The 17,653-nt window shown below is 68.4% G+C and carries 16 protein-coding genes; 6 read left to right on the forward strand and 10 right to left on the reverse strand.

Annotated features, from left to right (window positions below):
- Both puuE and AVME950_RS12050 read right to left on the reverse strand, forming a co-directional pair.
- A complete protein-coding gene (puuE, locus tag AVME950_RS12045; RefSeq protein WP_284411150.1) occupies positions 1–984 on the reverse strand; it encodes an allantoinase PuuE in 984 nt (327 codons plus the stop codon).
- Positions 985–991: 7 nt separating this feature from the next.
- Positions 992–1,657, reverse strand: a complete 666-nt coding sequence (locus AVME950_RS12050; RefSeq protein ID WP_284430002.1) for a GntR family transcriptional regulator — start codon at positions 1,655–1,657, stop codon at positions 992–994.
- A gap of 84 nt (positions 1,658–1,741) precedes the next feature.
- On the opposite strand from AVME950_RS12050, the gene AVME950_RS12055 reads away from it, so the two are divergent.
- On the forward strand, positions 1,742–3,100 hold the full coding sequence (locus AVME950_RS12055) for a glycerate kinase type-2 family protein (RefSeq protein WP_284430003.1): 1,359 nt from the start codon (positions 1,742–1,744) through the stop codon (positions 3,098–3,100).
- A gap of 241 nt (positions 3,101–3,341) precedes the next feature.
- Here the strand turns inward: AVME950_RS12055 and AVME950_RS12060 are convergent, their stop codons facing one another.
- Together AVME950_RS12060 and AVME950_RS12065 are read right to left on the reverse strand one after the other, a co-directional pair.
- Positions 3,342–3,632, reverse strand: a complete 291-nt coding sequence (locus AVME950_RS12060) for a DUF1330 domain-containing protein (protein WP_284430004.1) — start codon at positions 3,630–3,632, stop codon at positions 3,342–3,344.
- 41 nt (positions 3,633–3,673) lie between these two features.
- Positions 3,674–4,690, reverse strand: a complete 1,017-nt coding sequence (locus AVME950_RS12065) for a zinc-dependent alcohol dehydrogenase family protein (RefSeq protein WP_284430005.1) — start codon at positions 4,688–4,690, stop codon at positions 3,674–3,676.
- Positions 4,691–4,774: 84 nt separating this feature from the next.
- Here AVME950_RS12065 and AVME950_RS12070 point away from each other — a divergent pair, with 84 nt between their 5' ends.
- Positions 4,775–5,680 (forward strand): LysR family transcriptional regulator, encoded by a 906-nt coding sequence (locus AVME950_RS12070; protein WP_284430006.1) that lies wholly within the window; start codon positions 4,775–4,777, stop codon positions 5,678–5,680.
- A gap of 146 nt (positions 5,681–5,826) precedes the next feature.
- On the opposite strand, the gene ggt is transcribed toward AVME950_RS12070, so the two are convergent.
- On the reverse strand, positions 5,827–7,638 hold the full coding sequence (gene ggt / locus AVME950_RS12075; RefSeq protein WP_284430007.1) for a gamma-glutamyltransferase: 1,812 nt from the start codon (positions 7,636–7,638) through the stop codon (positions 5,827–5,829).
- 252 nt (positions 7,639–7,890) lie between these two features.
- On the opposite strand from ggt, the gene AVME950_RS12080 reads away from it, so the two are divergent.
- Positions 7,891–9,351 carry a cellulase family glycosylhydrolase gene (locus AVME950_RS12080; protein ID WP_284430008.1) on the forward strand — a complete coding sequence of 487 codons (1,461 nt, stop codon included), beginning with the start codon at positions 7,891–7,893 and terminating at the stop codon, positions 9,349–9,351.
- A 142-nt stretch (positions 9,352–9,493) separates the two neighbouring features.
- Here the strand turns inward: AVME950_RS12080 and AVME950_RS12085 are convergent, their stop codons facing one another.
- Complete coding sequence (locus AVME950_RS12085; protein ID WP_284430009.1) at positions 9,494–9,928, reverse strand: VirK family protein; 435 nt, start codon at positions 9,926–9,928, stop codon at positions 9,494–9,496.
- A 273-nt stretch (positions 9,929–10,201) separates the two neighbouring features.
- Between AVME950_RS12085 and uraH the strand changes: the two genes are divergently transcribed.
- Positions 10,202–10,552 carry a hydroxyisourate hydrolase gene (gene uraH / locus AVME950_RS12090; protein ID WP_284396223.1) on the forward strand — a complete coding sequence of 117 codons (351 nt, stop codon included), beginning with the start codon at positions 10,202–10,204 and terminating at the stop codon, positions 10,550–10,552.
- A gap of 37 nt (positions 10,553–10,589) precedes the next feature.
- Here uraH and AVME950_RS12095 read toward each other — a convergent pair whose 3' ends face one another.
- The gene (locus tag AVME950_RS12095; protein WP_284430242.1) at positions 10,590–11,078 is read right to left on the reverse strand and encodes a hypothetical protein; all 489 of its coding nucleotides are present in this window, start codon (positions 11,076–11,078) and stop codon (positions 10,590–10,592) included.
- A 144-nt stretch (positions 11,079–11,222) separates the two neighbouring features.
- Here AVME950_RS12095 and xdhC point away from each other — a divergent pair, with 144 nt between their 5' ends.
- Positions 11,223–12,065 (forward strand): xanthine dehydrogenase accessory protein XdhC, encoded by an 843-nt coding sequence (gene xdhC, locus AVME950_RS12100; protein ID WP_284430010.1) that lies wholly within the window; start codon positions 11,223–11,225, stop codon positions 12,063–12,065.
- Positions 12,066–12,287: 222 nt separating this feature from the next.
- Complete coding sequence (locus AVME950_RS12105) at positions 12,288–13,538, forward strand: urate hydroxylase PuuD (RefSeq protein ID WP_284430011.1); 1,251 nt, start codon at positions 12,288–12,290, stop codon at positions 13,536–13,538.
- A gap of 15 nt (positions 13,539–13,553) precedes the next feature.
- Here AVME950_RS12105 and AVME950_RS12110 read toward each other — a convergent pair whose 3' ends face one another.
- The 3 genes from AVME950_RS12110 to AVME950_RS12120 all read right to left on the reverse strand — a co-directional run bounded on the left by AVME950_RS12110 (position 13,554) and on the right by AVME950_RS12120 (position 17,648).
- Positions 13,554–15,506: an EAL domain-containing protein gene (locus AVME950_RS12110; protein WP_284430012.1), complete on the reverse strand. Its 1,953-nt coding sequence runs from the start codon at positions 15,504–15,506 to the stop codon at positions 13,554–13,556.
- 94 nt (positions 15,507–15,600) lie between these two features.
- Positions 15,601–16,251, reverse strand: a complete 651-nt coding sequence (locus AVME950_RS12115; RefSeq protein ID WP_284430013.1) for a response regulator — start codon at positions 16,249–16,251, stop codon at positions 15,601–15,603.
- Positions 16,248–17,648, reverse strand: a complete 1,401-nt coding sequence (locus AVME950_RS12120) for a cache domain-containing protein (RefSeq protein ID WP_284430014.1) — start codon at positions 17,646–17,648, stop codon at positions 16,248–16,250. Before AVME950_RS12120 ends, AVME950_RS12115 begins: the two co-directional genes overlap by 4 nt.
- Positions 17,649–17,653 lie beyond the last annotated feature (5 nt).

The raw sequence follows: 17,653 nt of genomic DNA on the forward strand, positions 1-17,653 counted from the left end.
TCACTCCGGGCAGGGATGGGTCTCGGCCCAGTGGCGTGCGATGTCGATGCGGCGGCACACCCACACGTGGTCGTGCCGCTGCACGTGGTCCAGGAAGCGCTGCAGCGCGGTGATGCGGCCCGGGCGCCCGAGCAGCCGGCAGTGCATGCCGATGCTCATCATCCTCGGACGGTCGTCGCCAGCGGGGTCGCCCTCGGCATACAGCGCATCGAACGTGTCCTTCATGTACTGGAAGAACGGGTCGGCGTGCGAGTAGCCCTGGGGCAGCGCGAAGCGCATGTCGTTGCAGTCGAGCGTGTAGGGCACGATGAGCTGCCGGGCCGTGCTGCCGTCGGTCCGGGCGACCTTCATCCAGAAGGGCAGGTCGTCGCCGTAGTAGTCGCTGTCGTAGGCGAAGCCGCCGTGGTCGGCCACCAGGCGGCGGGTGTTGGGGCTGTCGCGGCCGGTGTACCAGCCCGCGCCGTGCAGCGTGCCGGGAGCGCCGTGCCGCTGGCCCGTGAGCGCTTCGAAGATGGCCAGGGCCTCGGCCATGTGGGCGCGCTCCACGGCCTCGGGCACGTTCTGGTAGTGGATCCACTTGAGACCGTGGCAGGCGATCTCGTGGCCCAGTTCCATGAAGGCGGCGGTGACGTCGGGGTGGCGCTGCAAGGCCGTCGCCACGCCGAACACGGTGAGCGGCAGGCCGCGCTTTTCGAACTCGCGCAGCAGGCGCCACACGCCGGCGCGCGAGCCATATTCGTAGATCCCCTCCATGCTGATGTGCCGGTCGGGGTAGCTGGCCGGGTTGAACATTTCCGACAGGAACTGCTCGCTGCCGGCATCGCCGTGCAGCACGGCGTTCTCGCCGCCTTCCTCGTAGTTCAGCACGAACTGCACGGCGATGCGGGCGTTGCCCGGCCAGCGCGCGTGCGGCGGATTGCGCCCGTAGCCCACGAGGTCGCGGGGGTAGGGCAGGGTGGCGTCGTAGATCGGGGCGGCGGTCATCGGGTCCTCACGAAAGAGCCATGGAGATGTCGTTGGGGGGCAGCTTGCGGTCGAACATCAGGCTGTCCTGCACATGCAGCAGGTGCGCGTCCATCAGGCGCACGGCGCGCTCCTCGTCGCGCGCGGCCAGGGCCCTGACGATCTCGGCATGCTCGTCGTGCGAGTGCGCGGCCTCGTCGGCGCTCTGGTACATGAGCGTGATCAGCGCACAGCGCGAGATCAGCTCCTGCAGCATCTGTGCCAGCACCTGGTTGCCCATCAGCTCGGCCATGCGCACATGGAAGTCGCCCAGCAGTTCGGTGCGGTCCTGCACGTCGGCGCCGTCCACGGCCGCCTTCTCGCGGGCCACGTGCTCGCGCAGGGCGCGGATGCGGGCGGGGGTGACCTCCCGCACGAAGGCGCGGGTCATCTCGGCCTCCAGCATGCGGCGCACGGCGAACACCTGCCGCGCCTCGTCGGCGGAGGGCGCGGCCACGAAGGCGCCGCGCGCGGGCGCCAGGCGCACCAGCCGCTTTTGCGACAGCTGGAACAGCGCCTGCCGCACCAGCGTGCGCGAGACGCCGAAATGGTCGGCCAGTTTCTGCTCCGCCAGCTTGGCGCCCGGCAGCAGCCGGTGCTCGACGATGGCCCGCGTCAGGTCGCCGACGATGGCACTGGTGGTGGAGGTTTCCATCGGCGCATGATAGCCGTGGCCCAGCAATGTGTATACAGTTTTGGTGGACGATGTGGCGCCGACCCGTTCGGCCAGAATCCGGGGATGACCATCCCCAAGACCCCTGCCGCCGGCGGCCTGCCGGCCTTGCCCGTGTCGCCGCCGGCCAGCCAGCCGGCCGCGTTCCTCCGCCATCTGTACGACGTGGCCGTGCACGCCGCGTTGCCGGCCCATGGCCTGGCCGCGCACCTGCCCCCGCCGCCGCGCGGGCGCACGCTGGTGCTCGGGGCGGGCAAGGCGGGAGGCTCGATGGTGCACGCGCTGGAGGCGCTGTGGCCGGCCGATGCGCTGCTGTCGGGCCTGGTCGTGACCCGCTACGGCCATGTGCCCGAGCGGCCGCCCGGGCTGCCGCAGCGCGTGGAGATCGTGGAGGCCGCGCACCCCGTGCCCGATGCGGCGGGCCTGGCGGCGGCCGAGCGCATGCTGGCGCTCACGCAGGGGCTCACGGCCGATGACCTGGTGCTGTGCCTGATCTCGGGCGGCGGCTCCGCACTGCTCACCCTGCCGGCCGAGGGCCTGACCCTGGCGGAAAAGCAGCGCATCCACCGCGCGCTGCTGGAGAGCGGCGCCGGCATCGCCGAGATGAATTGCGTGCGCAAGCACCTGTCGCGCATCAAGGGCGGGCGGCTGGCGGCCGCGTGCGCGCCGGCCCGCGTGGTCACTCTGGCCATCAGCGACGTGCCGGGCGACGACCCCGCCGTGATCGCCAGCGGCCCCACGGTGCCCGACGGCACGACCTGCGCCGAGGCGCTGGACATCCTGGCGCGCTACCGCATCGACCTGCCCGCGCCGGTGCATGCGGCGCTGCAGGCCGGCGCGCTGGAGACCCCCAAGCCCGGCGACGCGGCCTTCGGCTGCCACGCGGTCCACCTGATCGCCGCACCGCAGCAATCGCTGGAGGCCGCCGCGGCGGCGGCGCGCGCAGCCGGCGTGGCGGCGTACATCCTGTCCGACGAGATGGAGGGCGAGTCGCGCGAGGTGGGCCGCGTGCATGCGGCGCTGGCGCGCTCGGTGGCGCAGCGTGGCCAGCCGTTCGCGCGCCCCTGCGTCATCCTGTCGGGCGGCGAGACCACGGTGACCGTGCGCCCGCGCGCCGAGGGCGTGCCCCGGGGCCGGGGCGGCCGGGCGGGGGAGTTCTGCCTGGGCCTGGCCCAGGCGTTGCAGGGGCAGCCGGGCGTGTGGGCGCTGGCGGCCGACACCGACGGCATCGACGGCGTGGAGGACAACGCCGGCGCGATCGTCACGCCCGACACCCTGGCACGGGCCCGGGCCGCCGACCTGGCCGTGGCCCGCCACCTGGACCGCAACGACGCCTACGGGTTCTTCTCGGCGCTGGGCGATCTGGTGGTCACCGGGCCCACGCACACCAATGTGAATGATTTCAGAGTGCTATTGATTCAATAGCGAAATGCCCTAGTGGAATATGCGCTGCAGGCCTTTTTGGCTTAAATCGCAGAACACCGGCCCATCTCGGATGCGAACCACTGATCATCAGGAAATAGCGGCAGTGATTCACATGTGTAGCGAAGACCTCCTGCCGTTCATGAACTCTCTGTCTGCCAGCTTCTATCCTGTGGCTTCGCGCAGGCCGGAACCCCTATGGGGCAGTCCTGATGCCTGGTCGAAAGCCAGCGGCGATGGTTTTTTACGTCATACCTTCAACCACGAATCCTCGGTATCTCGCACCGGCATGCCGGTGTTTTGCGGCTGCATGGTATGACTTGCTGTAGTACCAAGCCTGGGCATCCTCAACGGTCGGAAATGAAAAGAGGACAACGCCTTCCGGAGGCGGCCCTTCGAATACATCAATCCGGCCGTAAGCGGAAAGCAGCTGGATGGGCACATTGGGCAAGGTGTCTGGCACCTTTTCAGCGTAGATGTCCAGCTCATGCTGATCGAGCGTTTCTTCTCTGATAAAAATGACGTAAGCAGTCATGATTTTCCTGTAGTGAGAGTTGCTTGCAATCGGCAGCCGTATCAGTGGATGACCACTACCTTGCCGAAAATGTTGCGTGTCATGAGTCGCTCGAACGCGAGCGTTGCTTCGTCAAAACCGAATCGGCTGTCGATGACGGGACGAATCTTGTGCTCGGCAATGAACCGGGCCAAGTCTTCAAGATCTTGCCGGCTGCCGAGCGCGATGCAGTGGTAGCGCGCATGGCTCATGAACATGGACATGAAATCCACCTGGCCTTCCAGGCCAGCCACCGCGCCCACGATGGAGACCTGCCCACCGACTGCAATGGCTTTGATCGATTGTTCAAAAGTGCCTGCGCCGCCCACTTCGACGATGCGGTTCGCTCCGTTTCCGCCGGTCAGTTCGCGCACTTGCTTGGACCAGTCAGCATGTTCCTTGTAGTTGATCGTCTCGTCCGCGCCCAATGTCTTTAGTTGCTGGGCCTTGGTGTCGCTGGACGTAGTGGCAATGACCTTGGCGCCCATCGCCTTCGCCAGTTGGAGGGCAAACAGCGACACGCCTCCCGTTCCCAGGGTGACCACGGTGTCACCCGCCCCGACATCCTTGACGGCAGACCATGCGGTCACGCCCGCACAAGGCAAGGTGGCGGCTTCGTCGAAATCGAGGCTGTCTGGAATGAGGATGAGAGCCTCAGCAGCCACGGCGCGATAGTCGGCAAGCCAACCGTCTACGTCGCCAGAGTACTGTGAATATTTGCCCGTGAAGGGGCCATCGATCCACTCTGGGAAGAACGAATTGGTGACCCGGTCGCCCGTCTTGAAACGGGTGACTCCCTGCCCGACCGCAACCACCTCGCCAGCGCCATCCGAAAGCGGAACGCGGCTTGGCGAAATAGGCATGTAGTAGTTGCCGCCCAAAATGATCAGGTCCCGATAGTTCAAGGAGGAAGCGCGCACGCGAACCAGCACTTCACCCGGTGCTGGCGTGGGGATTGAATTTGTCCGAATGGAAAGGCCTGAAATTCCGGTAGCTTTGTCTATGCCAAAAGCACGGGATTGTTTGGTTGAAATGGGCATCAGAAGTCCTTGTTGGTGGAGTTCCGTATCTTTCCTAAAAGCGAAGCGCTTGAGAATCTGCGTCCAACTGCTCATACTGTGTAGATGAACTACACAATAGGGCGGGGCGATTTGGACGGAGTGGTGGTATTCCTTGCCGTCGCTGAAGAACGCGGCTTTCGAGCAGCCGCCAGACGGCTGGGCATCACCCCCTCTGCGATCAGCCAAGCGATTCGAGCCTTTGAGGGACGGATCGGAGTCACGTTGCTGGCGCGGACGACACGGAGCGTGGGCCTGACGGAGGCTGGCGAACGGCTGCTCCTGCAAGTCAAACCCGCGGCGCAGCAGTTGCTACACGGAATCGAATCTGCTCGCAGTCTCGGTCATTCGGTCACGGGGCTATTGCGTATCAGTGTTCCGAAGCCCAGCGTTCAAATACTGACCGAGCGGTTTGCTGCGGGGTTTCTCGCTGCGCATCCCCAATTGCAACTGGAGTTCGTTGGCGACGACAGGATGGTGGACATCGTTCACGAGGGGTGCGACGCGGGAGTGCGCCCCCGTTCATTCGTGCACTCGGACATGGTGGCGGTACCACTTACCAGCGAAGAGCCTCAAGTGGTCGTTGGCTCACCTGCGTTGTTGGCGCGCTACGGAAGACCCTCTGCACCGGAACACATCCAGGACATTCCCTGCATCACGTTTCGCCAATCCGGCATCGCGCTTGATGAGTGGACATTCAAGTTCGGCGAACAGTTGCACAGCATTCACGTGCGTGGGCCCCTGATACTGGATGACGTGGCTGCCTGTGTCCTTGCAGCAGAGCAAGGTGTCGGCCTGTTCCGGCTTCCTCGGTCGATCGTCGCGCGCAACATTCACGCGGGCACGCTTGAGGTCATCCTCAGCGACTTCTCCCCAGACTTTCCCGGTTTAGCGCTTTACTATCCCAGCCGCAGTACCGTTCTTCCAAAGCTGCGCGCGTTTGTAGACTATGTTCTTGCGCATAGAACCTGATGAGGTGCGGTTCGGCAGAAGCCGAATCCCGGGCCGATTCAGTGTTGTTCCGCATTTGAAGGCCTGCATGCTTCCATGCAAACTTTGAAGGCGCGACCCCATGAAAAAAGCCGCGCCCCTCGCGGAGCGCGGCCTGACGGCGCGGCTCAGTAGCCCAGCGTCTCACCGTCCGGGTTGCGCGGGTCGGAGGCGCCGTACAGCAGCCCGTCGTGGAACTGGATGGTCTGCGTGCGGCCCATCGAAGGCTTCACGGCGATGTGGTGGCCGCGGGCCTGCAGTTGCGACAGGGTGTCGGTGCTGAGGCCCTTTTCCACGCGCAGCTCGTCGGGTGTCCACTGGTGGTGCACGCGCGGCACCGAGGCCGCCTCGGCCGGGTTCATGCCGAAGTCGACGGTGTTCACGATGGTCTGCAGCACCGTGGTGATGATGCGCGCGCCGCCGGGGCTGCCGGTCACGAGCATGGGCTTGCTGTCCTTGAGCACCATGGTGGGCGTCATCGACGACAGCGGGCGCTTGTTGGGCGCCACCGCGTTGGCGTCGCCGCCGACCAGGCCGTAGGTGTTGGCCACGCCGGGCTTGGCGGAGAAGTCGTCCATCTCGTTGTTCAGCAGGATGCCGGTGCCCTTGGCGACGATGCCGCTGCCGAAGTTGGTGTTGAGCGTGTAGGTCACCGCCACGGCGTTGCCCGCCTTGTCCACCACCGAATAGTGGGTGGTCTGGTCGCTTTCATACGGCTGGGGCTGGCCGGGCTTGATGTCCTTGGCCTGGCGCGCCGTGGTGGGGCTGATGCCCTTGGCCAGCGACTGCGCATAGGCCTTGGAGGTCAGGCCCTTGAGCGGGATCTTCACGAAGTCCGGATCGCCCAGGTATTCCGAGCGGTCGGCGTAGGCGAGCTTCATGCTCTCGGCCATGTAGTGGATCGTCTGCGCGCTGTTCTGCCCCCATTGCGACAGCGGCCACTGCTCCAGCATGTTCAGCATCTGCACCAGGTGCGCGCCGCCGGAGGACGGGGGCGGCATGGTCACGATCTGGTAGCCGCGGTAGGTGCCGCGCACCGGCTCGCGCTCCACCACCTTGTAGGCCGCCAGGTCCTGCAGCGTGAGGGCACCGGGGTGGGGCGCCATCTCGGCAGCGATGCGGCGCGCGATGGGGCCCTGGTAGAACGCCTTCGCACCCTGCTGGCTGATGAGCCGCAGCGACTGCGCCAGGTCCTTTTGCACCAGCCGGTCGCCGACCTTGAGCGGGCTGTCGCCGCGCCAGAAGATCTGGCGCGTCGCCGGCCACTTGCCCATGTTGGCCTTCTCCTGGTGCAGCGTCTTGGCCAGCGTGAGGCTGACGGGAAAGCCCTTGTCCGCCAGCGCGATGGCCGGGGCGATCACGCGCGACAGCGGCAGCGTGCCCCAGTTCTTGAGCGCATGCTCCATGCCCGCCACCGTGCCCGGCACGCCCACGGCGTAGGGCGTGTACAGGGACTTGCCGTCCACCACGTTGCCGCTGGCGTCGAGGTACATGTCGCGGGTGGCCTTTTGCGGCGCCACTTCGCGGAAGTCGAGCGCCACGTCCTTGCCGGTCTTGGCGTCGTGCACCATCATGAAACCGCCGCCACCCAGGTTGCCCGCATTGGGCAGCACCACGGCCAGCGCGAAACCGATGCCCACCGCGGCATCCACCGCATTGCCGCCGGCCTTGAGGATGTCCAGGCCCACGCGCGAGGCCAGTTCCTGTTCGGTGGAGACCATGCCGTTGCGCGCCACCACCGGGTGGAACACATCCATGTCGAAATCGTAGGAATTGCTGGCGGCGCGGGCCGCGGCCGTCTGCTGAACGGCCTGCGGCGCGGCGGCGGGCACTCCCTCGGCACTGCCGGGGCCGGCCGTGGGCACGTTGGTGCAGGCGGCCAGGCTGGCCAGGGCAAGGGCCAGGCTGCTGGCCAGCAGCGTGCGTTGGATGGGGTTCATGCTCTCTCCTCGTTATGAATCGGTGGACGCCCAGCGGCGGCGCCGTGGCGAGTGTAGAGAAGTTGCCTGCCGCTTCCCTGTGGCCGCGCCTGTTGGCGCACCTCCCATTTGCATTTGCGAACGTCTGCGTTGAAAAGTTGCACTTTGACAGGGAACTCTGGCTCTAGCATGTCAGCCGGTTTCCGCCAGGAAGAATGTTGGCCGTGGTCGCGGCCCTCCGGCGGGCCTTCCTTTCAACCACGGAGGTGCGACATGGCGATGAAATCCTTACTGAAGAAGCTCGTGCTGGGCGGCTGCCTGCTGGCGGCCAGCAGCCTGTCCTGGAGCTATGCGATCGATGCCGGCAAGGTGGTGGACGACAACGGCAATGCCGTGCAGCTGCGCGGCGTGAACTGGTTCGGCTTCGAGACCAACACCAACGTGGTCCACGGGCTGTGGGCGCGCAACTGGAAGGACATGATCACGCAGATGCAGGGCCAGGGCTTCAATGCCGTGCGCCTGCCGTTCTGCCCGCAGACGCTGCGCGGCACGCCGCCCAACAGCATCGACTACGGCCGCAACGCCGACCTGCAGGGCCTGAGCGCCCTGCAGGTGCTGGACAAGGTGGTGAACGAGCTGAGCAGCCGCGGCATGTACGTGCTGCTGGACCACCACACGCCCGACTGCCAGAGCATTTCCGAGCTCTGGTACACCGGCTCGTACAGCGAGCAGCAGTGGATCACCGACCTGACCTTCGTCGCGCAGCGCTACGCCAGCGTGCCCGGCGTCATCGGCCTGGACCTCAAGAACGAGCCGCACGGCGCCGCCACCTGGGGCACCGGCAATGCCGCCACCGACTGGAACCGCGCGGCCGAGCGCGCCTCGGCCGCCGTGCTGCAGGTGGCGCCCCGCTGGCTGATCGTGGTGGAAGGCGTGGCGGAGAACCCCAGCTGCTCCAGCAGCGGCGGCCACTGGTGGGGCGGCAGCCTGGAGCCGCTGGAGTGCACGCCGCTGAACATTCCGGCCGACCGCCTGCTGCTCGCGCCGCACGCCTACGGGCCGGACGTGTACGGCCAGCCGTATTTCGGCGCCTCCAATTTCCCCGACAACATGCCCGCCATCTGGGAGCAGCACTTCGGCCGCTTCGTGCAGGCCGGCCACGCCGTGCTGCTGGGCGAGTTCGGCGGCAAGTTCGGCCAGGGCGATGCCCGCGACGTGGCCTGGCAGAACAAGCTGGTGGACTACCTCATCGGCAAGGGCATCCGCAGCGGCTTCTACTGGTCGTGGAACCCCAACAGCGGCGACACGGGCGGCATCCTGAACGACGACTGGACGACGGTGCGCACCGACAAGGTCACGCTGCTCCAGCGCCTGTGGGGCGACGGCTCCAGCACCCCTCCCACGACGCCGCCGACCACACCGCCCACCACCCCTCCGACCACGCCCCCGACGACTCCGCCGACCACCCCTCCCACGGGCGGCGCCAGCTTCAGCACCCAGGTCATCGTGGACAGCGAATGGAACACCGGCTACTGCGAGCGCGTGCAGGTCACCAACACCGGCGGCGCGGCGGGCGACTGGGCCCTGAACCTGACCATCACCGGCACGGTGAACAACCTCTGGAACGCCGTGTGGTCGCAATCGGGCAGCACGCTCCACGCTTCGGGCGTGGACTGGAACAAGACGCTGGCCCCCGGAGCGAAGGCGGAATTCGGTTTCTGCGCGGCGCGTTGACGCGGCGGGCCTTCAACGGCTTCGATAATCCATAAAAATGCCGCCCGGAATATGGGGCGGCAGCATTTTGAAAATCGCCCTGCACCGCCCCGCCGATCGTTGGGATCGGCGGGGCGGTGTGCTTTGTCAATCCTTGGTGGGATTAATCGGCGTGAAAGCGCAGGCCCTGGTTGATCGCGCAACGGTAGGCCAGCGGTTCGGCGCGCTGCTGGTAGCCGGGCAGGTCGAAGACGAACATGGTGAAGTCGATGGTGCCGTCCGGGCGCACCTGGTAGCGCAGCAGCTGCTGGATCGGCAGGCCGTCGCGCGCGACGGTGAAATGGGCGTCGCTGAAGGACAGCGTGCCGTCTTCGACGATGCGGTAGGCCTCGATGCGCAGGCCGCCGCGCGTGCGGCTCGGGGTGGCGTTGGCGGAGTTGGGGGTGCACAGCGAGAGGTCGATGGCGACCGACACCGCGTCCCCGGCGGCCAGCGCCTGCTGGATGTCGGCCGGATTATCGAGCCGGCTTTTGGCGCTGGCCGGCAGGGCCATCAGGGAAAGCGAAGAAGCCAGTAAAACGGCGGCAAGGCGTTGCATTGGAAAAACCTCCATTCATGGTTTTGAATATATCGGCTTGAAAATTCAAGCGTGGCGATGATATCCAAGCCATGGCAGGAAAATCGCCGAGATTTGTATGCCGAAAAGCATTTTTGTAAATGTCCGAAAGATATTCGGACCCATTGCGTGGGGTAGGAGCCAGGCGCGCCGTGCGGGTCATGGCGGCCATGCATACTCGGCGGGTCGTCCGCTCGCCGCGCTGCCGGCGGGGGCGGTTTCCGATCCCTTCAATCCACCCCAAGGAGATGGCCCATGGGCCTCAGCACCCACGTTCTCGACACCATGCACGGATGCCCCGCGGCGGGCATGGCCGTGGCCCTGTATGCCACCCATGGCGAGGCCGCCACGCTGCTGCAGCGGCTGGTGCTCAACGCCGATGGCCGCACCGATGCGCCGCTGTTCGACAACGCCAGCCTGCGCGCGGGCACCTACCGCCTCACGTTCGACGTGGCGGGCTATTTCCGCAGCCGGGGGGTGCAACTGCCCGAGCCGAACTTCCTGAACCAGGTGAGCCTCGATTTCGGCGTGGCCCACGCGGACCAGCACTACCACGTGCCGCTGCTGGTCAGCCCGTGGAGCTACTCCACCTACCGCGGCTCCTGAGCGCGGGCCGCCGGGCGGGCCGGTGCGCAGGCCCCGCTCAGAGCTGGCCCTCGGTCAGCGTGTCGAGCTGGAAGCGCCCGGACTTGTGCCACAGCCAGGTGTCGGTGTAGGTGACCTTGCCCATCCGCGACGGCACGGGGTAGGGCGCGGCGGCGCGCACGGTGCGCTCGATCTCGGCGATCACCTCGGGCGCATGGCGCGGCGCGCGCATCCAGTTCAGCCGGGTCACGCGGCCGGCGCGGTCGATGTCCACCTGCAGCGTGCCGATGGCGTACAGCAAGGGCGGCAGCTTGCCCTTGTAGATGCGGTGGGCGTTCAGGCCGTACAGGTGGGTGGCGGCGTCCTGGCGGTAGGCGCGGGGCGTTTCGGCGGCCGAGGGGCGCGCGGAGCCTTGCTCGGCAGGCACCGGGCCCACCACCTCCTTCCCCAGCGGGCTGCTGGTGTCCGACGCGGCCTTGGCGGGCGGGGGTGCCGGTTCCGGTCCCGACGACCGGCAGGCCGCGAGGAGGGATGCCAGGGCGGCCATGGCGCTGGCCGCCAGCCACCGGCCGCGCGGCCGGCGAGGAAACCGTTCAGGAGAAGGGGTGGGCATGGGCAGGTGTCGCTGTGGCTATGCTGTGCGGTGCCCGTGCTGCCGTTGCGCGGGGCGTACCGGAGGACTCGGATGGTGATGGCGGCGTTGCATCGTTTGCTGGAGGGCTTGGCGCATGGCCCGGCCTGCATGGTGGAGGTGGAGTCTACCCAAGGCTCGGTGCCGCGCGAAAGCGGTGCGTGGATGGCCGTGCTGGCCGATGGCCTGGCCGGCACCATCGGCGGCGGGCGGCTGGAGTTCGATGCCATCGCGCAGGCGCGCCGCCGGCTGGCGGGCGAGGGGGGCCCCGCCGTGCTGCGGTTCGCGCTCGGGCCCAGCCTGGGGCAGTGCTGCGGTGGCGTGGTGTTCCTGCGGTTCACCGTGGTGGGCGCGGGCGAGCGTGCCGCGCTGGCGCAGCGGCTGGCACCCCGGCGCACGCCCGTGGCGCTGTTCGGCGCGGGCCATGTGGGGCATGCGCTGGTCCGCGTGCTGTCGGCCCTGCCGTTCGCCCTGACCTGGATCGACAGCCGCGACAGCGTGTTCCCCGCATTCCCTGTGGCCCCGGCCGAGGCGCCGCCAGGCGTGGCGTGCGAGCACTCCGATCCGGTGCACGCCGCCGTGCCGTCGCTCGCGCCGGGCTCGCGCGTGCTGGTCATGAGCTTCAGCCACGCCGAGGACCTGGACGTGGTGGCCGCCTGCCTGCTGCGCCAGCGCGAACGGGGCGACCTGCCCTTCATCGGGCTCATCGGCAGCCGCACGAAGTGGGCGACGTTCTCGCACCGGCTGGCCGCGCGCGGCTTCGCGCCCAACGAACTGGCCTGGGTCACCTGCCCCATCGGGCTGCCCGGCATCGCGGGCAAGGAGCCCGAGGTGATCGCCGTGTCGGTGGCGGCGCAGCTGCTGGCCCTGCCGGTGCCGCCGGACCCCGCGCAGCCCGGGTAAATCCGCACGCCGCCGTGCCGCGCCGGGCGTTCGGCAGGAACGATTCCTGCATACACTCGCGGCACAGGTCGCAGCGGTGCCCGGAGCCGACGCGTGTCGTCAGCCCCCAGGTGCGCGGCCTTTTCTTCTGCTCAGAGCGCCCGCAGTGGTGAGCAGGTTGACCGGGTGGTGCGCCGCGCGCCGCCCCCATGGCGCCTTCGTGCGCCGCCGAGGCTGAGACACATGGAAAGCTATCTCCTCGACTGGGCCAACCTGCTGCTGCGCTGGGTCCACGTCATCACCGCGATCGCCTGGGTGGGCTCGTCGTTCTACTTCGTCTTCCTGGACAGCAGCCTCACGCCGCCGGTCGACGACGACCTGAAAAAGCAGGGCGTGAGCGGCGAGCTCTGGGCCGTGCACGGCGGCGGCTTCTACCATCCGGTGAAGTTCGCCGTTTCGCCGCCGAAGCTGCCCGCGCACCTGCACTGGTTCTACTGGGAAAGCTACAGCACCTGGCTGAGCGGCTTCGCGCTGTTCACCGTGTCGTACCTGTGGAGCGCCGGCACCTACCTCATCGACAAATCGCGCATGGACTGGGCGCCGCCTGCGGCCATCGGCGCGGCGCTGGGCTTCCTGGTCGTCTTCTGGCTGCTGTACGACGCCGTGTGCCGCCTGTTCGGGCGGCGCAGGAACGGCGACGCCATCGTCGGCGCGCTCGTGTTCGGGCTGGTGTGCGTGGCCTCCTGGCTGGCCTGCCACTGGTTCGCCGGCCGGGCGGCCTTCCTGCTGGTGGGCGCGATGATCGCCACGGCCATGAGCGCCAACGTGTTCTTCTGGATCATTCCGGGGCAAAAGAAGATGGTGGCCGCCATCCAGGCCGGCCAGCCCGTGGACCCGGTCTACGGCCAGCGCGGCAAGCAGCGCAGCGTGCACAACACGTACTTCACGCTGCCGGTGCTGTTCGCCATGCTCTCCAACCACTACAGCTTCACCTGGAGCCACCCGCAGAACTGGCTGGTGCTGATCGTGATGATGTTCGCCGGCGCGGCCATCCGGCAGTTCTTCGTCATGCGCCACGGCCACAAGCTCGGGCGCAACGGCAACCCGCTGCCCTGCGCGCTGGTGGGCGTGGCGGCCATCGTCGGCGCCATCGTGTGGATGCGGCCCGTGCCACCGGCCACCACCCCGGTGGCTGCAGGAAATGCTACTGATTTGATAGCTAAGGGGGCAAGCAATCCGCCGGCATCGGGCACGATCGGCTACGAAAAGCTGCAGCCCGTGCTGGCGCAGCGCTGTTTCCTGTGCCACGGCGAGCAGGTGCAGATGAAGAACCTGCGGCTCGATTCGGCCCCGTCGGTCAAGCAGCACGCCCAGGCCATCTACCAGCAGGCCGTGGTGCAAAAGCTCATGCCGATGAACAACGCCACCGGCATGACGGACGAGGAGCGCGACGTGGTGCGGCGCTGGTTCGAAGGCGGCGCACCGGTGCCCTGACGCGGCCGGGGGCGCTCAGTCCGTCGCGACGCGGGCGGCGGCTTTGCGTGCGCCCAGCGGGGCGCCCGACCGGAGGGCGATGGCGCGGTCCGCGCCCATCCCGCCGATGCGGGCGGGGTCGCGATCGTGGCCGTCCGCCTCCGAGTCGTCCGCCGCGTCGCGCCAGGCCAGGCCGCTCGCGGCCAGCTTGGCATCGTGCTTGGCCAGGGCCGCAAGGTTGGCCACTTCTTCCGCATGCGCGATGGTGCCGGGCGTGATGCGCACCGCGCCGATCGACAGCGTGGTGCAGGTGAAAAAGCGCTTCACGCCGTGCCGGTCCTCGGCCCAGATGCCGCCGGCCTTGCGCGAGGCATCGTCGAACAGGGTCAGGGCCTCCTGCGCGAACTCGTCCACGATCCGCTGGCAGCGGTGCAGCCAGTCCGTGCTCTGGAACAGCAGCATGAAGTCGTCGCCGCCCACATGCCCCACGAAGTCGCGCTGCGCATCGCAGTGGGCCACGGCCAGGCGCGCCACGAGGCGGATCATCTGGTCGCCGCGCCAGTAGCCGTAGTAGTCGTTGAACGGCTTGAAGTGGTTCAGGTCGGCATAGCAGGCGACGAACTCGGTGCCGCTGTCCAGCAGCCGCTGCATGTGCAGGCTGATGGGGATGTTGCCCGGCAGGAAGGTGAGCGGGTTGGCGTGGCGCGCCGCCTCGATGCGCGCCTCGGTCACGCTGCGCACCAGCTGGTCGCCCGTGCCCAGCCCCACGTAGCGGCCGTTGTCGGTGACGATGAAGCCGTCGTTCAGGTAGCGCTGGTCCTGCGAGGTGAGGATGCCCACGAGCTGGTCCACGTCGCAGTCGAGCTCCACCACGCGCGGTGCGTGGTTGGCGAACGCCATGCAGGGCTTGCGCCCGTGCACCTCGCGAAAGTACAGCGTGGCGTAGTGGTTCATGAACTGCTGGCGGTTGATGAGCGCCACGGGCCGCGTGCCGTCCACCACCGCCATGGCGTGCAGGTCGGCATGGGCCTTGAACAGCCCGGCCACCGTGTCGTTGCGGGTCTCCGGCGTGGCCGTGGGCGCCTGCACCACGAGCAGGTTGCGCAGGATGCCCGGCCGCACGTTCTGGCCCAGGTGCGGCAGCACGGCCACGCGGCGGTCGCGCAGCGCATCGAGCGCGGGCAGCAGGATGGTGTCGCGCGGCAGCGGGGCCGGGCGGCCCAGCAGGTAGCCCTGGCCGTAGGGGATGTCGAGGTCGCGCAGGGCGCGCAGGTCTTCCTGCGTCTCGATGCCCTCGGCGATGAGCGTGGTGCCGAACACGTCGGCGATGCCCTTGATGGCCTGCAGCATCTGCAGGTTCTCGGGGTGCGCGCCCAGGTCGCGCACGAAGTATTTGTCGATCTTGACGAAGTCGGGCTTGGCCTCGGACCACAGCCGCAGGCTCGACCGGCCGTCGCCGAAGTCGTCCAGTGCCAGCCGGGCGCCGCTGGCGTGCACTTCCTTCAGCGCGTGGCGCAGCGGCTCCATGTCCGTCACGCGCTCGTGCTCGGTGATCTCCAGCACCACCATGCGGGCCGATACGCCCATCGCCTGCGCGGCCTCGGCCAGCGAGGCGCCACCGCACAGCGCCACGCCGCGCACCAGCGCATCGGCACTGATGTTCACGAACAGGCGGCCGGCCGCGCCCAGCACGCCCCACTGCTGCAGCGCGATGAACACGCACAGCAGCTCGAAGTCCTGCAGCAGGCCTTCGTCGCCCGCGCAGCGCAGCAGCGCATCGGGCGTGTGCAGGGGCGTGCCCTCCGGGCCGCGGATCAGCGCCTCGTGCGCGTAGATGCCGCCCTCGCGCAGATCGGCCAGGGGCTGGAAGACACAGTGCAGGCCGTCGCCGCGCATGAGCTGCGCCAGCGGCCCATGGCCGTTGCGCACCCCGGGCGACAACGCTGCCAGCAAGACATCGCGCCGGCCCCGGGGAGATGCATCGATCATGGTTACAACCTTACACAATTTCACCGCGGACCATAGCCGTTTGCCATGACAGCGAAATGACAGGTGCCATGCCGCCAGGGATCGCCCACGCCGCTCACGGGTCGCTGCGCAGGTCGGCGTAGTCCACCGCGTATTTGACGAGCGCCGCCTGGCCCTCGATGCGCAGCTTGCGGCGCAGGTGCAGGCGGTGGGTCTCGACCGTGCGCACCGAGGTGCCCATGCGCTGGGCGATGTCCTTGTTGGATCGGCCCTCGGCCAGCAGCTCCAGCACCGCGGCCTCGCGCGGGGTGAGCGCGCGGCCCGACGGCGCTGGCACGGGAGGCGGCTCGTACAGCAGGGCCTGCACGCCTTCGCTGAAGTAGCGCCCGCCGGCATGCACCGCCTCGATCGCCTCCACCAGCTGGCGCGCCGGCGCGTCCTTGAGCACGTAGCCCCGCACACCCAGCGCGGCCGCACGGCGCACGTACTCGCCATCGTGGTGCATGGACAGCACCAGCACGCGCACCTGCGGAAAGCGGTCGCGGAACACCGTGGCCAGGTGGATGCCGCTCGCATCCGGCATGCGGATGTCGGTGACCACGATGTCGGGCTGCAGGGCGGCGGCCAGGTCCACCGCCTCCTGCACGCCGCCCGCTTCGCCCGCGACGCGGATGTGGCCCGTGGCCTCCAGCCGCATGCGCACGCCGTCGCGCACCAGCGGGTGGTCGTCCACCAGCAGCACGCGGATGGGGGCGCCGCCGCTCATGCGGGCACCTGCGACGGTTCAAACCCGGGGTAGGGCGCGTCGTTGTCGCCCTGCAGCGGCAGCACGGCCAGCACGCGCGTGCCGCGGCGGCCGGAGGCCACGCCGAACGTGCCGCCCAGGCCCTCGATGCGCTCGCGCATGTTGCGCAGGCCGATGCCGCCCTGTCCGTCGGCCTGCACGCGCTGCACGTCGAAGCCGCGGCCATCGTCGATCACCGACAGGCTCACGCGCCGGCGGCCGAAGCGCAGCAGCAGTTCCACCTGCGTCGCGTGGGCGTGCATCTGGGCGTTGGTCAGCGCCTCCTGCGCCACGCGGAACAGCGCGGTGCCGTGGCTGGTGGGCAGCGGGTGCGCCGTGCCGCGCAGCACGAACCGCACGCCGAGCGCGGTGTGCTCCTGCACCTGCTGCGCCATGAGGGCCAGGGCCGGCGCCAGGCCCAGGTCGTCCAGCAACGCGGGCCGCAGGCCGTGCGAGACGCGGCGGATCTCCAGCAGCGCATGGTTGAGCCGGTCCAGGCCCTGGTCCAGCACGTGGTGCGGGCCGTGCGCCGCGCGCTCGGCCCACTGCACCTGGGCGGTTTCCAGCAGGAACTTGGAGGACACCAGCACCTGCACCACGCCGTCGTGCAGCTCGCGCGCCACGCGCACGCGCTCTTCCTCCTGTGAGCGCACCACCCGCTGCGCGAGCCGGCGCAGCTTGGCGCTGGCCACGCGGTGGTCGCTGAGGTTCAGCGCCAGCCCGGCCAGCCCGATCAGCACGATGCACAGCGCGGCGATGCCGTAGATGCGCCGGCGCGTGCCGTCGATGTTCTCCTGGGCGCGCAGGTCAATGCGGCGCAGCGTGTCGTGCACGTCGTCCAGGTACAGGCCGGTGCCGATCACCCATTCCCAGCCGGGCAGCGTCATCACGTAGGCGAGCTTGGGCACCGTCTGCTGAGATGAGGGCTTTTGCCACAGGTAGCGCACCAGCCCGCCGCCCTCGCGCGCCTTGGCGAGGATGAGGTTGGCCGGCGCCTCGCTCTGCGGGTTGGACGGGTCGCACAGGTCCACGCCGGCCAGTCCCATCTGCTGCGCGTCCAGCAGCACGTTGCCCTGGCGGTCGTAGACGAAGAAGTACCCGTCCTTGCCGAACTGCATGCGCGAGAGCAGGGCCAGCGCCTGCTGGTGGCGTGCCGCCGGGTCCGCCACATCGGCCGCGATGCGCGCCATCGCGCTCTGGGCCAGCTGCACGTAATGGTGCAGCTCGGTCTCCTTGCTGTGCAGGTAGGCCGACTCGACCAGTTCCCGCTCCTGGTGCGCCAGCTTCAGGGTCTGGTGGCGCACGGTGACGGCCACGGAACCCAGCGCCACCAGGATGGGAATGGTCGACAGCAGCAAAAGCTTGAGCCGCAATTGCATGAAGG

This window comes from Acidovorax sp. SUPP950 (assembly GCF_030158935.1).
Lineage (GTDB): Bacteria > Pseudomonadota > Gammaproteobacteria > Burkholderiales > Burkholderiaceae_C > Paracidovorax.

Bases quoted from the DNA above. Each gene is read 5' to 3' on its own strand.
- puuE (WP_284411150.1), bottom strand. From the start codon at position 984: ATGACCGCCGCCCCGATCTACGACGCCACCCTGCCCTACCCCCGCGAC.
- AVME950_RS12050 (WP_284430002.1), bottom strand. From the start codon at position 1,657: ATGGAAACCTCCACCACCAGTGCCATCGTCGGCGACCTGACGCGGGCC.
- AVME950_RS12055 (WP_284430003.1), top strand. From the start codon at position 1,742: ATGACCATCCCCAAGACCCCTGCCGCCGGCGGCCTGCCGGCCTTGCCC.
- AVME950_RS12060 (WP_284430004.1), bottom strand. From the start codon at position 3,632: ATGACTGCTTACGTCATTTTTATCAGAGAAGAAACGCTCGATCAGCAT.
- AVME950_RS12065 (WP_284430005.1), bottom strand. From the start codon at position 4,690: ATGCCCATTTCAACCAAACAATCCCGTGCTTTTGGCATAGACAAAGCT.
- AVME950_RS12070 (WP_284430006.1), top strand. From the start codon at position 4,775: ATGAACTACACAATAGGGCGGGGCGATTTGGACGGAGTGGTGGTATTC.
- ggt (WP_284430007.1), bottom strand. From the start codon at position 7,638: ATGAACCCCATCCAACGCACGCTGCTGGCCAGCAGCCTGGCCCTTGCC.
- AVME950_RS12080 (WP_284430008.1), top strand. From the start codon at position 7,891: ATGGCGATGAAATCCTTACTGAAGAAGCTCGTGCTGGGCGGCTGCCTG.
- AVME950_RS12085 (WP_284430009.1), bottom strand. From the start codon at position 9,928: ATGCAACGCCTTGCCGCCGTTTTACTGGCTTCTTCGCTTTCCCTGATG.
- uraH (WP_284396223.1), top strand. From the start codon at position 10,202: ATGGGCCTCAGCACCCACGTTCTCGACACCATGCACGGATGCCCCGCG.
- AVME950_RS12095 (WP_284430242.1), bottom strand. From the start codon at position 11,078: ATGGCCGCCCTGGCATCCCTCCTCGCGGCCTGCCGGTCGTCGGGACCG.
- xdhC (WP_284430010.1), top strand. From the start codon at position 11,223: ATGGCGGCGTTGCATCGTTTGCTGGAGGGCTTGGCGCATGGCCCGGCC.
- AVME950_RS12105 (WP_284430011.1), top strand. From the start codon at position 12,288: ATGGAAAGCTATCTCCTCGACTGGGCCAACCTGCTGCTGCGCTGGGTC.
- AVME950_RS12110 (WP_284430012.1), bottom strand. From the start codon at position 15,506: ATGATCGATGCATCTCCCCGGGGCCGGCGCGATGTCTTGCTGGCAGCG.
- AVME950_RS12115 (WP_284430013.1), bottom strand. From the start codon at position 16,251: ATGAGCGGCGGCGCCCCCATCCGCGTGCTGCTGGTGGACGACCACCCG.
- AVME950_RS12120 (WP_284430014.1), bottom strand. From the start codon at position 17,648: ATGCAATTGCGGCTCAAGCTTTTGCTGCTGTCGACCATTCCCATCCTG.